Origin of the sequence: Psychrobacter sp. TB20-MNA-CIBAN-0197 (assembly GCF_040309765.1) — a bacterium.
Classification (GTDB): Bacteria; Pseudomonadota; Gammaproteobacteria; order Pseudomonadales; family Moraxellaceae; genus Psychrobacter; species Psychrobacter submarinus.
Map to the genome: position 1 here is coordinate 1 of NZ_JBEOPC010000021.1, position 14,957 is coordinate 14,957.

Annotated in this window: 14 protein-coding genes; 8 read left to right on the plus strand and 6 right to left on the minus strand. The window is 45.7% G+C overall.

Annotated features, from left to right (window positions below):
- Nucleotides 1-244 precede the first annotated feature (244 nt).
- The 6 genes from AAEY83_RS08085 (at nt 245) to AAEY83_RS08110 (ending at nt 6,711) form a co-directional block, all read left to right on the plus strand.
- Nucleotides 245-2,182: an ATP-binding cassette domain-containing protein gene (locus AAEY83_RS08085; protein WP_025647251.1), complete on the plus strand. Its 1,938-nt coding sequence runs from the start codon at nt 245-247 to the stop codon at nt 2,180-2,182.
- A 626-nt stretch (nt 2,183-2,808) separates the two neighbouring features.
- Entirely contained in the window at nt 2,809-3,393 is a 585-nt protein-coding gene (gene petA / locus AAEY83_RS08090; protein WP_025647252.1) for a ubiquinol-cytochrome c reductase iron-sulfur subunit, read from the plus strand.
- 22 nt (nt 3,394-3,415) lie between these two features.
- Nucleotides 3,416-4,621, plus strand: a complete 1,206-nt coding sequence (locus AAEY83_RS08095; RefSeq protein WP_198013338.1) for a cytochrome b — start codon at nt 3,416-3,418, stop codon at nt 4,619-4,621.
- The gene (locus AAEY83_RS08100; protein WP_025647254.1) at nt 4,621-5,334 is read left to right on the plus strand and encodes a cytochrome c1; all 714 of its coding nucleotides are present in this window, start codon (nt 4,621-4,623) and stop codon (nt 5,332-5,334) included. Before AAEY83_RS08095 ends, AAEY83_RS08100 begins: the two co-directional genes overlap by 1 nt.
- Before the next feature lie 250 nt (nt 5,335-5,584).
- Entirely contained in the window at nt 5,585-6,199 is a 615-nt protein-coding gene (locus tag AAEY83_RS08105) for a glutathione S-transferase N-terminal domain-containing protein (RefSeq protein ID WP_025647255.1), read from the plus strand.
- Between the two features lie 74 nt (nt 6,200-6,273).
- Nucleotides 6,274-6,711: a ClpXP protease specificity-enhancing factor gene (locus AAEY83_RS08110; RefSeq protein ID WP_025647256.1), complete on the plus strand. Its 438-nt coding sequence runs from the start codon at nt 6,274-6,276 to the stop codon at nt 6,709-6,711.
- 81 nt (nt 6,712-6,792) lie between these two features.
- On the opposite strand, the gene dcd is transcribed toward AAEY83_RS08110, so the two are convergent.
- The 6 genes from dcd to AAEY83_RS08140 all read right to left on the minus strand — a co-directional run bounded on the left by dcd (nt 6,793) and on the right by AAEY83_RS08140 (nt 10,734).
- A complete protein-coding gene (gene dcd, locus AAEY83_RS08115; protein ID WP_025647257.1) occupies nt 6,793-7,368 on the minus strand; it encodes a dCTP deaminase in 576 nt (191 codons plus the stop codon).
- Nucleotides 7,369-7,510: 142 nt separating this feature from the next.
- A complete protein-coding gene (apbC, locus tag AAEY83_RS08120) occupies nt 7,511-8,731 on the minus strand; it encodes an iron-sulfur cluster carrier protein ApbC (RefSeq protein ID WP_025647258.1) in 1,221 nt (406 codons plus the stop codon).
- 59 nt (nt 8,732-8,790) lie between these two features.
- A complete protein-coding gene (locus AAEY83_RS08125) occupies nt 8,791-8,946 on the minus strand; it encodes a hypothetical protein (protein ID WP_156924004.1) in 156 nt (51 codons plus the stop codon).
- Nucleotides 8,931-9,083 (minus strand): hypothetical protein, encoded by a 153-nt coding sequence (locus AAEY83_RS08130; RefSeq protein ID WP_156924005.1) that lies wholly within the window; start codon nt 9,081-9,083, stop codon nt 8,931-8,933. The genes AAEY83_RS08125 and AAEY83_RS08130 overlap by 16 nt, the downstream gene beginning before the upstream one ends.
- A gap of 201 nt (nt 9,084-9,284) precedes the next feature.
- Nucleotides 9,285-9,914, minus strand: coding sequence for a CoA transferase subunit B (locus AAEY83_RS08135; RefSeq protein WP_025647259.1), 630 nt, complete (start codon nt 9,912-9,914; stop codon nt 9,285-9,287).
- A 106-nt stretch (nt 9,915-10,020) separates the two neighbouring features.
- Complete coding sequence (locus AAEY83_RS08140; protein ID WP_025647260.1) at nt 10,021-10,734, minus strand: CoA transferase subunit A; 714 nt, start codon at nt 10,732-10,734, stop codon at nt 10,021-10,023.
- Nucleotides 10,735-11,368: 634 nt separating this feature from the next.
- Here AAEY83_RS08140 and metG point away from each other — a divergent pair.
- Together metG and AAEY83_RS08150 are read left to right on the plus strand one after the other, a co-directional pair.
- On the plus strand, nt 11,369-13,432 hold the full coding sequence (gene metG, locus AAEY83_RS08145) for a methionine--tRNA ligase (protein WP_198013337.1): 2,064 nt from the start codon (nt 11,369-11,371) through the stop codon (nt 13,430-13,432).
- 375 nt (nt 13,433-13,807) lie between these two features.
- Nucleotides 13,808-14,842 carry an ABC transporter substrate-binding protein gene (locus tag AAEY83_RS08150; RefSeq protein ID WP_025647262.1) on the plus strand — a complete coding sequence of 345 codons (1,035 nt, stop codon included), beginning with the start codon at nt 13,808-13,810 and terminating at the stop codon, nt 14,840-14,842.
- Nucleotides 14,843-14,957 lie beyond the last annotated feature (115 nt).

Consider the following 14,957-nt stretch of genomic DNA (forward strand, 5'->3'; position numbering starts at 1 on the left):
AACGACGACTAGAACACAGCTTTGATTAACTAGTAGCGATCAGCAGTGCGCATTTGTGAATGTTCAACACGCCCTAAGTCACAGCGATAAAAAAGCATGACGCATCCTAAAGTCCTCTAGGCTCATGTTATACTGCTGACTATTTGCTAGTCTCTATAATTTATTATCAATTTATGATTAATAATGGGCAACTCGCTATTTTATCATCTATTCCACTCTCTTATATATAAGCTTAAGACATTCTATGGCACTGATACATCTAAAAAACATCCACCTCGCTTTTGGCGTAGCACCTATCCTTGATGGTGTCGACTTTAGCATTGAGGCTGGCGAACGCGTCTGTCTGATCGGTCGTAATGGCGAAGGTAAATCCACTTTATTCAAGCTTATCAACGGCTCTATGCAGCCTGATAGCGGCGAAGTCATTATCAATAGCAGCGTGCGTGTTGCTATGCTTGAGCAGGATGTTCCTGAAACTTCGGGGCGTATACTAGACATCGTCATGGGCGGCAGTCGGCAAACCGCTGACCTGCTCATGGCCTATAACCAGCAAACCGATCTATGCGCTGAGGGCGATATGGATGCCTGCGAGCGCATGGCGACTTTGCAGCACGATATCGACGCGGTACATGGCTGGGATTTAGAGCGTGAAGCGACGCGGCTGATTACCACTATGGGGCTTAACGCGGATGATGACTTATCCTCGCTATCGGGTGGTCGTAAGCGCCGAGTGCTGTTGGCAAGAGCCTTAGTCACTAAGCCTGACGTATTATTGCTTGATGAGCCGACCAACCATTTGGACGTCGATAGTATCGAGTGGCTGGAGCGCTTCTTGTTAGATTGGCAAGGTCTGACGCTGCTATTTGTCACTCACGATAGAGCCTTTGTCAATAAGCTGGCAACGCGCATCGTCGAATTAGATCGTGGTCTATTGACCAGCTATGATGTCACTCAAGGCGCTAAAGGCTACGCGCGCTATCAAGAGCTAAAAGAGCAACAACTGCTCGCTGAAGAAAAAAGTAATGCCAACTTTGATAAAAAACTGGCGCAAGAAGAAGTGTGGATTCGCCAAGGAATCAAAGCCCGCCGTACACGTAACGAAGGCCGCGTGCGCGATCTAAAGGCCCTGCGTGAAGAGCGTAGCCAGCGCCGTGAGCAAGTCGGTAACGTCAACATCACAATGGATGCAGGCGAAAAAAGCGGTAAGCTCGTTTGTAAGGTCAAAAACCTTCATCTTGAATACGATGGCAATGTGCTCGTCGACAACTTTAGTACCACCATTATGCGTGGTGACAAGATAGGTATCATCGGTCCTAACGGCGCTGGTAAAACCACCTTAATAAAAGCGCTACTCGATATGTCTGACGATGAAGTCACCAAGAGCGGTACTGTGGAGCTAGGGACTAATCTGCAAATCGCTTTCTTCGATCAGTTGCGTGATCAGCTCGATCTAGAAGCTAGCGTTGCCCAAAACGTCTCTGAAGGCTCAGACTTCATCGAAGTGGGCGGCCGAAAGACCCATATCATGAGCTATTTGCAAGACTTCTTATTTGCTCCGGAGCGAGCGCGCACCCCTGTCAAAGCCTTGTCCGGTGGTGAGCGCAACCGCGTATTACTTGCCAAGCAATTATTAAAGCCTGCCAATATATTAGTGCTCGATGAGCCTACCAACGATTTGGACATGGCGACCCTTGAGTTATTAGAAGAGTCCGTCAGTAACTTTAATGGCACGATACTACTTATCAGCCATGATCGCTCGTTTATGGATAACGTGGTTACCTCTACTTGGGTGTTTGATACCGATGAAGACGGTAACGGCGTGGTCGATGAATATGTGGGCGGCTATCAAGAATACTTGATTCAAAAGAATCGCGCGCAAGCGTCTAAAGCGCCGAGCCGTCCTCATACTTTTAAAGCCAACCAAAAACCAGCTGCAACACCCGCTAAACCTGTTAAAGCGCAAAAAAAGCTCAGCTTCAATGAGCAGCGCGAGCTTGATTCGCTACCAAAAGAAATCACTAAGCTAGAAACAGAGCAAGCCAAGCTACAAGACAAGCTGGCTGATGGCTCTTGGTTTACCGAGGATTTTGATGCCGCGACAGCCGCCAGTGAGCGCTTAGCGGTCATTGAGGAGGAAATGATGACAAAGCTTGAGCGCTGGGAAGAACTTGAGAGTGATTAATGATAAAAGTCAGGTATTGTCCTACTGTCTTTTATCTTCTCACTCTCTCATTGCTATTGACTTGCATGAGAGATTAAACAAAATCGGTTACGTAAAGGTGCTGAAAGTTAGTGAACATTGGGCTGATTTCAAGTATCATCGCCTATAAATAAATATCCTTATCATTTATAAGGTAATCTTATTACTCAAAAGGTGGTATCGATTACCTTACGATGAGAGCAGTCTTTGAGACTTTACTAGTCATTACAGATACTTTTAATAGTGCTTATATTTAATAGTGATTATATTTAATAGTGATTATAAATGCTATTTAACTGAATATGCCAATGGCGCGTACCGTTCAGTCGATACGAATTCAATGCTGATTATTCTGATAATGACTTAAGACTTTTAACAGTGTAAAGCTAATAATAATGCCCGCAAAGGTCGCGTTATTTTTGGCGTACCAATTTATTTTTTAACCAAAATAGCTTAGAATAGTAACAATTAGCAAAATTAGGCATAGCTGATGTGGCTTGTCTCTTTATATTGTCAATATAGTATGAACCAATACTAGATGTTTTATATTTCTAAGTCACAAACCCAGTGTGGGATAATCCCATTTCATTCACCTGGAGGAAGTATTAATGAGCCAAGCCGAAGGCGTTAATGTACAACGCCGTAGAGTTTTGATTGCTTCAACTGCCGTAATTGGTGCAGCTGGAGTAGCGGCGGTAGCCACCCCTTTTGTTCGCTCTTGGACGCCAAGTGCCAAAGCTGAAGCTGCTGGTGCTGCGGTTACTCAAGATATCGGTTCTATTGAAGAAGGACAAATGATTGTCGTCAAGTATCGCGGCAAACCTATCTATGTCGTCAAACGTACTGAAGATATGGTGAGTACTTTAGAGCCTGTTGAGTCTTTACTCGCTGATCCCGACTCAAGCGCATCGCTACAACCTGAATATGCCAAGAACCAAACTCGTTCTATCGAGCCAGGTCTATTAGTGGTTGAAGGCGTTTGTACTCATTTGGGCTGTGCCCCAAACTATCGCCCTGAAGTTGGCGCAGCTGACTTAGGTGGTAATGACTGGTACGGCGGATTTTTCTGCCCTTGCCATGGTTCTAAATATGACTTAGCGGGTCGCGTTTATAGCGGCGTACCGGCACCAACCAATTTACCCGTCCCAGAGTATAGTATGGATGGTACCATCTTGACAGTTGGGGAGGCTTAATATGAGTATGGGTAAAAAATTAATGCATTGGGTGGACGCGCGCTTTCCTGCGACTGAAACCTACGAATACCATATGTCCAAATACTATGCACCAAAAAACTTCAATTTTTGGTATTTTTTTGGTGTGTTGTCGATGGTGGTATTGGTTAACCAATTGGTAACTGGTATCTGGCTGACCATGATGTATAACCCAAGTGCTGAAGGCGCGTTTGCCTCGGTCGAATATATCATGCGTGATGTCAAAGGCGGCTGGCTCATCCGTTATATGCACTCGACAGGTGCATCAGCGTTCTTCGTAGTGGTCTATTTGCATATGTTCAGAGCCTTGCTGTATGGCTCATATCAAAAGCCACGCGAGCTACTATGGCTGATCGGTATGGGTATCTATCTTGCCTTGATGGCAGAAGGGTTCTTCGGGTATCTATTGCCTTGGGGTAATATGTCATTCTGGGGTGCTCAGGTTATCTTGAACTTACCAGCAGCGTTGCCGGTCATTGGTGATGGTCTTGCTGAGTGGGTACGTGGTGATTACATCATCTCAGGTATTACGCTGAATCGCTTCTTTGCGCTACACGTTGTAGCTATTCCGCTAGTCTTAGTTGGTTTAGTATTTATGCATATCGTGGCTTTGCATCACGTTGGTTCTAACAACCCTGATGGTATCGATATTAAGAAGCTCAAAGACAAGAATGGTGTACCGTTAGATGGTATCGAATTCCATCCGTACTACACTGTGCATGACATGGTTGGTATCGTAGTATTCTTTATCTTGTTCTTTGCAGTGGTGTTCTTCTTCCCAGAGGGCGGCGGTTATTTCCTTGAGCCACCAAACTTTGAGACAGCGAACTCACTGAAAACACCAGCACACATTGCACCAGTATGGTACTACACGCCATTCTACGCTATCTTGCGCGCGGTGCCGAATAAGCTGGGCGGGGTCATCGCCATGGGTGCGGCCATCGCTGTACTATTCTTGATACCGTGGCTCGACAGATCACCTGTACGCTCAATACGCTACAAAGGTATCTTGTCTAAGATTGCACTAACTGTCTTTGCTATTAGCTTTATCGTACTTGGCTATTTAGGTGCGACACCTGCCACGCCAACTGCGACTATTATGGCTCGTGTATTCACGATTCTATATTTCTTATTCTTCTTACTAATGCCGTTTTACACTGCTATTGAGACGTGTAAACAGCCACCAGAACGCGTTACCGGAGGTCACTAATGAGAACCCTAATCAAATCCCTAGCTGGTCTAGGCTTAGGCGCGGCATTGACCTTGACGGCTGGTAGCGCAATGGCAGCTGGTGGTGGATGTGGTACATTCACCAACGCTGAAGGTGTGGAAGAGCATTTGGCTTGTAGCGACGCTCCTATTGACTTCACTAACAAGGGTTCGCTACAAAACGGCGCAAAAATGTTTATGAACTACTGTGCTGGGTGTCACTCGGCGAAGTATGTTCGTCACTCACGTATCGCCAAAGACCTTGAAATACCGCCAGAGCTGGTCGAGAAATATCTGATGGTGACCACCGATCAAATCGGTGATCATATCGATGCTGAGATTGACCCTGAGCTACAAGCGTCTTGGTTCGGTGCGGCGCCTCCTGATCTATCTTTAGTCAACCGTTTACGCGGTGATGATTGGGTCTACACTTACCTGTTATCTTTTTACGAAGATCCTAGCCGTCCTTGGGGCGCGAACAACCTAGTGTTAGCTAACGCGGCTATGCCTCACGTCTTGCACAACCTGCAAGAAAGCGTGAGCCAAGAAGAGTTTGAGTCTGAAGTCGGCGACTTAGTTAACTTTATGGCTTGGATGGGTGAGCCGGTTCGTCATGATCGCCGTGTCATCGGTGCTTTTGTCATCCTATTCCTACTAGTATTGCTCATTCCGGTCTACTTACTCAACAAAGAGTTCTGGAAAGATGTTAAATAAGTAAGCGCTAAAGCTAACTGATTTGTACTAAAAAAAGCATTACCTCGGTAGTGCTTTTTTTGTGCAAAAAAAATGTGCAGACAATGTTTAATAGCCATAGACCATTGGGACAGCAGAGAAACCCTCAAACTGGCTACGCTAACAAATTATAGATAACCGCGTGGAATTGGTTAGCATTTACGCTTACTGTCTTGATTAACAAGGTGAGTTTGTTTACGATGACAGCCTTAATAATGAATATTAGGCTGCTATGATTGATGCGAATGACATTCCCAGTAGTCAGCTGATCTTATATGCTGATGATGGCTACGATAGCCATGTCGTGCGCTTATTACTGGAAGAAAAAAAACTAGAGTATTACCTATCGCGCTTGCACTCTGAGCGCCCTGAAGACTTAACTGAACTAAACCCTTATCATACTTTGCCAGTACTACAGCAGCGTGAGACTGCGTTATATGAGATCAACGTTATCTTTGAGTATTTAGAAGAGCGTTATCATGCCAATAAATTACTCCCTGAGACCCCGCAAGAGCGCGCGCAGTTTCGACAATTGGCTTGGCGCATTCAGCGTGATTGGCTAGTCTTGGGTAAACGTCTGCTGATGCACCCTGATAGCTTTAATAAAGCTCAAGCAGCGCTGGCTAAGAAGCAACTAGCCGACTCGCTGATTACTTTAGCGCCCCTATTCGCTCATAAGCCTTACTTTATGGCCGATGAGTTTGGCTGGTGCGATGTCTTGTTAGCACCGCTGTTATGGCGATTAGAAGAGATGCAAATTGAGCTACCACGCAATATCAGTCGCCCATTGCTGGACTATCAAGAGCGGTTGTTTGAACGTAAAAGCTTTCGGGCCAGTGTGCGCTAACCTTTTGCCGTACTTTTATAACTTGAGAATACTTGTTACTATTATTTTGTAAAATATCAGTAGAGGAATAAAAAATGAGTGATACCCCTATCGCTACTACCCCAACGCGCCCTTATATGGTACGTGCTATCTACCAGTGGATAGAAGATAATGCACTAACCCCTTACTTGATGGTTGATGCCACGGCAGAAAACGTACAGATTCCAACTGAGCACGTGCAAGATGGTCGTATCGTCCTCAATATCGCCAGTCGTGCCACCGGTAATATGAGTATGGAAAATGATTATATTCATTTCAGCGCGCGTTTTGGCGGTGTGTCGCAAGAGATTTGGGTACCCTTGCAAGCGGTACTTGGCATCTATGCTAAAGAAAACTCGCAAGGGATGTTTTTTGATCCTAACGAGTACGATAACTATGAGCCTGAAGAAGAGGCTAGCGCGGTAGCGAATAAACCAAAAGCTGCGACTAGACCTAAACGCGATAACAAAGCGGGCTTAAAGATACTCAAATAGTCTGCACAAGATAAAGCATTAAACCATAAAGAAGGAGCCTTATAGATAGGCTCCTTTTTTATTAGCATATGTTTAATCAATCTAAGTTCTAGGCAAGGTCACTCCGCGTTGACCTTGGTATTTACCGCCGCGATCCTTGTAGCTGGTCTCGCAGACATCGTCGCTATCGCTTTGGAAAAACAGCATTTGCGCCACGCCTTCTCCGGCATAAATACGCGCTGGCAAATTGGTGGTATTACTGAACTCTAGCGTTACATGCCCTTCCCACTCAGGCTCTAGCGGCGTGACATTGACGATGATACCGCAGCGCGCATAAGTCGATTTGCCTAGACAAATGGTCAGCACATCACGCGGAATACGGAAATATTCCATCGTACGTGCTAAGGCAAACGAGTTTGGTGGAATAATGCACTCATCGCCAACGATATCAATGAAGCTTTTTTCATCGAAGTTTTTGGGGTCGACGACGACTGAATGTACGTTGGTGAATACTTTAAATTCAGGAGCGCAGCGCACATCGTAACCGTAGCTTGAGGTGCCGTAGCTGATGAGACGCTCACCTGCGTCATTGAAGCGCACTTGACCGGCTTCAAAAGGCTCAATCATCTGCTGATTTTCAGCCATTTCACGGATCCAGCGGTCAGATTTGATAGACATTTTTATTCCTTAGCAAATTTTTAATAGCGACGATTATACGGAATTGATGACTGAATTTACAGGGTCGTCATCACTTTAAAAGTGGCGGCATTATAAAAGCGAGCCTTTGCATAAATGCCTTACCCAATCACACTTTTGACCTTCAAAAAATCCGCTTATCATCGCTAGGTTTGGCAAATTTATTGATATTTTTTTCGATGTTTTTGGCAATGCTCAAATAGTAAGTCGCAAATTCATCATCAGCCAAAACGCTTGGCTCACCTTTATCTACTTGGGCGCGGATACCACTGGCGAGTGGTAGTTGTCCTAATAGTGGCACCTGATACTGCTCAGCGATAATCTCACCGCCGCCCGTTCCAAAGATGGCTTCGGTATGCTGGCAGTTACTGCAAGTATGTAGCGCCATATTTTCAACCACACCCAGTACGGGAATGTTGGTCTTATTAAACATCTCAATGCCTTTTTGTGCATCGAGCAGTGCGACATGCTGCGGGGTTGTAACAATTACTGAGCCAGTCACCGGAATGCGCTGGGCAAGCGTTAGCTGAATATCACCGGTACCTGGCGGCATATCGATAACTAGGTAATCGAGCTGCGGCCAGTTGGTCTGATTATACAGTTGCATCAGCGCGCCTGTCGCTTTGGGACCACGCCAAGCCACTGGCGTATTATCGCCATCGAGCAAGCTGCCGATAGAGAGCATCGCTAAACCGTGCGCCTCGACCGGAACGAACTGATCGTTTTCCAGCTCAGGCTTAACATCGGCAACCCCAAGCATCGTTGGCATACTAGGGCCATAAATATCGGCATCAAGCACCCCAACCTTGTGACCTAGTTTCTGTAATGCCAAGGCAATATTGACCGTCGTTGTTGATTTGCCGACGCCGCCTTTACCTGATGCCACGACAATAATGTGACGAATACGCGGATGCGCGGCTAGAGAGGCTTGGGTGGGAGCGGCCTTAGTGATAGCGGGTTCAGCATCGCTACGAGCGGCCTGTGACGGTGTACTGCCCGCCATAGCATTAGTGGTCTTTGGCATCGAGGTCGCTGACGATTTGGGCAGGCTTGCGCTCGAAGCTTTGGGAGGCGCAGGCAAGCGGACATTCATATGAATAACCTTAATACCGTGAGGACGCAGCAGTTGCCCAAGCTCCTGCTGAATCACTTCAGGGTCACTACTGTGCGGCAAACGCAAGTCTAAAGTGAGCTCATGATCATTACGCTCAAGGCCGGTGACCATAGTCGCAATGCTCGCATCACCGACGTGATAGCTCAGCAACACCTTATCAACCGCGCTATCACGCTGCGCTTGCTGCTCTGGAGTTTCAGGTTTGGTCTTTTTTTTAATAAAATTAAACATAGTTGCCTTTATCATTATTATCAGTATTTGTCGTTATTATAACATCAATAAGACGTGTCTTAGCCGATAGCCAAAAACCTCGAGGCAATAAATAGGTAGATAAGCACACCTGAGGCATCGCTGATTGAGATAATCAAAGCCCCAGCGGTACGCTCGGCATAAGCGGCAAGCCTGCGAATATCCTCTCGCTGCGCTTGCGCTAAAGCAACTGCCAAGCAGAACTAGGGTTGATGAGCGCCAGTATATCCGCAATATCAATGGGTCGTAGCGCTTCAACCTGATCGGCTGCTTTATCATATTGTTGTTGGTCAATAGCACTACTTATCTTTAATGCAAAAGCTTCATTATCCATTCTTTTACTCCGAGCAGCCTAAACGATGCACTTAGCAATCATAAAAAAGAGCCAATAGTATGAATAGTATTGGCTCCAATTAATAGATGTTATCTGTCAGTGCCAAGATCGAATGTTCAACACGCCCTAAATACTGCTCTTGATTTTTATCGAGCAGTAGCTGTTGGTTTTAGCTATCGCATTATAACGACTGAAAAACAGCTATTGAGCAATGGCTACTGGCGTCTTTTCTTGTAGCTCAGCAAAGCTGACGCCCTCGGCCAGCTCAACCAGTTGTAAGCCGTTATCAGTGACGTCCAACACCGCAAGCTCAGTAATGATGCGATCGACTACGCCTTTACCAGTCAAAGGCAGCTGGCACTCGGCTAGTATTTTAGGATCGCCATGTTTGTTAACTTGCTCCATCAGGACAATCACCCGCTGCACGCCGGCGACCAAATCCATCGCCCCGCCCATACCTTTGACCATCTTTTTGGGGATCATCCAGTTGGCCAGATCGCCGTGTTCCGAGACTTCCATCGCGCCTAGTATGGCAAGATTGACATGCCCGCCGCGTATCATCGCAAATGACTCTGAGCTACCAAAATAGCTTGCGCCAGAAGCTGCGGTAACCGTTTGCTTACCAGCATTGATCAAATCGGCGTCGACGGCATCTAATGTAGGGAACTCACCAATACCCAGCAAGCCGTTCTCTGATTGTAGCCATACGTCTACGCCTTCAGGAATATAGTTAGCGACTAGCGTTGGTAGACCAATGCCTAAGTTGACATAATAGCCGTCTTGTAGCTCTTTTGCCGCGCGCTGTGCCATCTGCTCTCTTGTCCATGCCATGTCGTACTCCTTTTTTGATTACTTTTTAAAGTTGCTTTTTTAAGCGACTATCATTCATTAACACTCTAGTTATTACCACGATCTAAAGTTACTCCAAATCGCGTATTCAAGCGCTGCCAGCCTCTTTGACCGTGGTTTTTTCGATGCGCTTTTCAGGGCTAGCATTCAATACAATACGTTGCACAAAAATACCGGGCAGATGCACTTCATCTGGATCAAGCGCGCCGGTCTCGACGATTTCTTCGACTTCGACGATGGTGATTTTTCCCGCCATCGCGCAGTCTGGGTTGAAGTTGCGAGCGGTCTTATTAAAGATAAGGTTGCCAGCTTTATCGGCTTTCTGCGCTTTGATAAGAGCCACATCGGCAGTTAAAGAATGCTCAAGCACATAAGTACGACCATCGAAATTTCGTGTCTCTTTACCCTCGCTAACTAAAGTGCCGACACCTGTTGCGGTATAAAACGCTGGAATACCTGCCCCGCCTGCGCGTAGTTTTTCGGCGAGCGTGCCTTGCGGAGTGAGCTCAACCTCAAGCTCGCCTGCTAAGTACTGACGCTCAAATTCTTTATTTTCGCCAACGTAGGATGAGATCATTTTTTTAATTTGCCGCGTTTGCAGTAGTAGCCCTAGGCCAAAGTCATCGACGCCAGCGTTATTACTGATACAAGTTAAGTCCTTAACGCCGCTATCCCGTAGCGCTGCGATGAGCGCTTCAGGTATACCGCAGAGCCCAAAGCCTCCTATAGCAAGGGTTTGGCCATCCTTGACGATATCTTGTAGAGCGCTCTTTGCACTGTTGTACACTTTTGATTGACTCATGCTTATCTCCTTTAAGCTATTTTTTTCATTTATTTTCGATAATCACTTACGCATTTTTTTATTTTAAAAAACATAGACTTAACGATAAAAATTAAACGGTAAGCGTATTACACTAAAAAGATACGTATCATATCGTTATATATTATTTAAAAAGATTATGCTAACTTACCATAATATTTTGATAGAGCCTAGAGAAAAACTCAAAGCCGTAATAATGAGTTGTAGCAACTTATACCGACAGCAGTACTAAGTCATCCCTCGCTGCCTTTTATTCGCTTTTTGACGCTACTCTTTATCAAATCATTATTTCAGTTAGCAGTGAGTATATCTTACTCATTATTTTTTATGCCAAGGAGAGGCGGTTATGTTTAGTACCTTTGCTATTGTTATTACCTTGCTACTACTGATGTTCTTCGCTCACCGGGGATATTCAGTACTGATTTTGGCCCCGATTGATGAACCGCTGTTGTTTAGATAATTACTAAGCACTATCACATAAATGATAGATTTACGGTATCATAGACAAAATTTTTAATTTAGAAATATCTCATTATTAGGATCGATAACGATAAAGCTTGAAAAGTCGAGCCGTGAGATAATCAACCCATTTATATCGATAACAAAGGTGATAAAAGTGCGTGAAATTTTAGTAACTAGTGCCCTACCTTACGCCAATGGCTATATTCATTTAGGCCATCTTGTAGAATATATCCAAACTGACATTTGGGCGCGGGCAATGAAGGCACAAGGCCATCAAGTCACTTATGTTTGCGCTGACGATGCTCATGGTACGGCTATTATGCTAAAGGCTGAAGATAACGGCATCACGCCAGAGGAGCAGATCGCTTCGGTCAAAGCCTCGCACGAAGCTGATTTTGCTAAGTTTTTGATTGAGTTCGATAATTATCACAGCACTCACTCCGCTGAAAATAAGCACTACTCAGAGCTAATTTATCGTCGGCTCAATAGCGCCGGTCACATCTCAACCCGTGACGTCGAGCAATTATTTGACCCTGAAAAGCAGCTGTTTTTGGCCGATAGATTTGTCAAAGGCGAATGTCCTGAATGCGGATCGGCCGATCAGTACGGGGACAACTGCGAGGTTTGCGGCACCACTTATGATGCCACTGAGCTGAAAAACCCGCGCTCAACGTTATCGGATGCCACGCCAGTACTTAAAGTCTCTAAGCATTACTTTTTTGATTTACCAGAGTTCGAGCAGTTCTTACAAGATTGGACACGCAGTGACAAGCGTCTACAGCCTTCAGTTGCCAATAAACTACAAGAATGGTTCGATGCCGGTCTTGCCAGCTGGGATATCTCGAGGGATGCGCCCTACTTTGGCTTTAAGATACCAGACACCCCTGAGGGCGAGCCGGATAAATACTTTTATGTCTGGCTGGATGCGCCTGTCGGCTATATGGCAAGCTTTCAAAACCTGTGTGATAAGCGCGCAGGCACGGACAACGCGCTCGAATTTGATCGCTACTGGGCGGCTGAGAATGAACATAAAACGGAAGTTTATCATTTCATTGGTAAAGACATCGTTTATTTCCATGCTCTATTTTGGCCGGCGATGCTTGCGGGTAGCGAATTCCGCACGCCCACTGGCGTCTTTGCTCATGGCTTCTTGATGGTCAATGGCGAGAAGATGAGTAAGTCGCGTGGTACTTTTATTAAGGCTGAGACTTATGCAGAGCACTTACACCCTGAGTACCTGCGCTATTATTTTGCCAGTAAACTATCAGATAAAGTCGAAGATATTAACCTAGATCTTGAAGACTTTATGCAAAAGGTCAACTCTGACTTAGTCGGCAAAGTGGTCAATATCGCCAGCCGTAGCGCCGGATTTATTGTCAAAAAATATGATGGCATGCTCACTGAGGTTTGCGCGGAGCCTAAACTACTAGAAGACATCACTAAGACTGGTGATGAGATCGCCACCGCTTACGAGAACCGCGAGTTTAGCCGTGCTATGCGTCTGATCATGCAGTGCGCGGATAAAGCCAACGAGTACATCGACGAGAAAAAGCCTTGGGCGCTTGCCAAGCAGGAGGGCACTGAGCAAGAAGTACAAGACGTCTGTTCAGTAGCGATTAATATCTTCCGTCAATTGATGGTGTATCTGGCTCCGGTATTGCCTGAGCTAACCCATAATGCCAAAGCGTTTTTGAATATCGATGATTTGAGCTTTCATAGCCGTAACGAGTGGCTGCTCGGTCATCAGATTAATAAGTTCAAGCCGCTGATGCAGCGTATCGAAGAAAAAGATGTCACTGCGATGATTGAAGCCTCAAAAGCGTCATTGGGCGAATCAAAAGAGGAACCAGCTGCAACTGATAAAGAGGACAACAGCGCTGAGCAAGCCGACTATATCGGTATCGAGGATTTTAGCAAAGTTGAGATGAAAGTCGCGCACGTTTTAGAATGCAGCCACGTCGAAGGCGCAGACAAGCTTTTGCAGTTTACGCTCGATGTCGGCGAAGACAAGCCGCGCAATGTGTTTAGCGGTATTCGTAAGTTTTATGAGCCTGAGCAGTTGATCGGTAAAAAGGTGATATGCGTGACGAATCTTGCGCCGCGTAAGATGAAGTTTGGCACCTCAGAAGGAATGGTGCTCTCTACTGGCAATCCTAAGACTCAGCTCACGGTCGTGACTTTGCCTGATGCTTGTGTGGTTGGTGATTTGCTTGCTTAGTTTTATATTTACAAGCTCATATACATTGAGTCTTATAAACCCTAAGTCTAAAAAGGTGCCTAGCTTGGCACCTTTTTAGACTTAGGATTCAACCTTAGCGCTAAATCTTTTGAACATTTTAAAACTCAATAGTATTGAGTGATAAAATCATTAAAACATCTGACTTGCCGAATGATAATTTTAGCGGTTTTTTGAACTTATAAAACTTATCCGCTAATTTTTTATTGCGAATCGTTACATTACTGTCATAATATAACCAATTATATTTATGAATCCTCTATTTTATCTCAGTCAGCTGCAGGCGCGCGCCGAAAGTGGCGCTTGGTTAAGTGGACGAGCTGACTTGCATTTTCCAACCGAAGAGTTAATTTGATAATGACTATTGCTACCCCTCTACGCCTAAGCCTATGCGGAGCTGCTCTCAGTGCCATCAGTATATTTGGCTTAGTAGGTTGCTCAAACTCGGCTACTGAAACCACCACTGATGATGCGGCTACTGGTAGCGAAAAACCAGCCAAGACTCTCGCTATTACCCAAATCGTCGAGCATCCATCACTCGATGAGATCAGACGCGGGCTTATAGAAGAGCTGGCAGATAACGGCTACGTAGAAGGCGAAAACCTAACGGTGAATTTTCAAAGCGCGCAAGGTAATCTAGCCACCGCCGGACAGATTGCCAAACAGTTCGCCGGTGACCTGCCAGACGCTATCGTCGCTATCTCAACGCCCTCTGCACAGTCTATTGTCGCTTCCACGACTCAGGTTCCTGTCATTTATACCGCTATCTCTGATCCATTAGCTGCCAAGCTTATCGATGAAAACGGTGTCCCTGCGCAGTCTAATGTCACGGGCTTATCGAGCCAGCTGCCTATTGAGCCACAGTTAGATCTCATTCAGAAAGTTGCGCCTAATGCCAAAACTATTGGCTATGTTTATAGTCCTGGTGAGGCCAACTCAGTCACTGTGCTCAATCAGCTCAAAGCAGCGGCTCCTGCGCGCGGGCTCGAAATCTTGGATCTAACCGCTAATCGCCCAACCGATGTGGCGATGGCGACTCGTAGCCTAGATGGTCGCGCCGATGTCATCTATACCTCGCTCGATAATAATGTCGTCTCAGCGTTTGAGGCGATGGCAAGCGCAGCAAACGAGCTCAAAATCCCAGTCATCGCCTCTGATGAATTCAGCGTTAGACGCGGCGCCACTGCCGCGCTTGGGGTCAATGATTATGACTTTGGCCGCGTCACAGGTGAGATGGTTTACCGAGTATTGAACGATGAAGCGGTCGCGACAGTTAAACCTCAAGTGATGAATGATCTGACTTTATATGTCAGTCCTAAACATGCACAAGCGCAAGGCGTGACTTTATCTGACGAAGTACTAAAAGGCGCTATCAACGTCGATGACCAGTAAGCCTAGGACGTTGGCGATAAAAGATTAATTGAAGCATTATTAAAATGAGTATAGGAATTAGCAAAGGATTTGCTAATAACTACTGATTATGACCCTATCTTCCTTTACTGGTTGT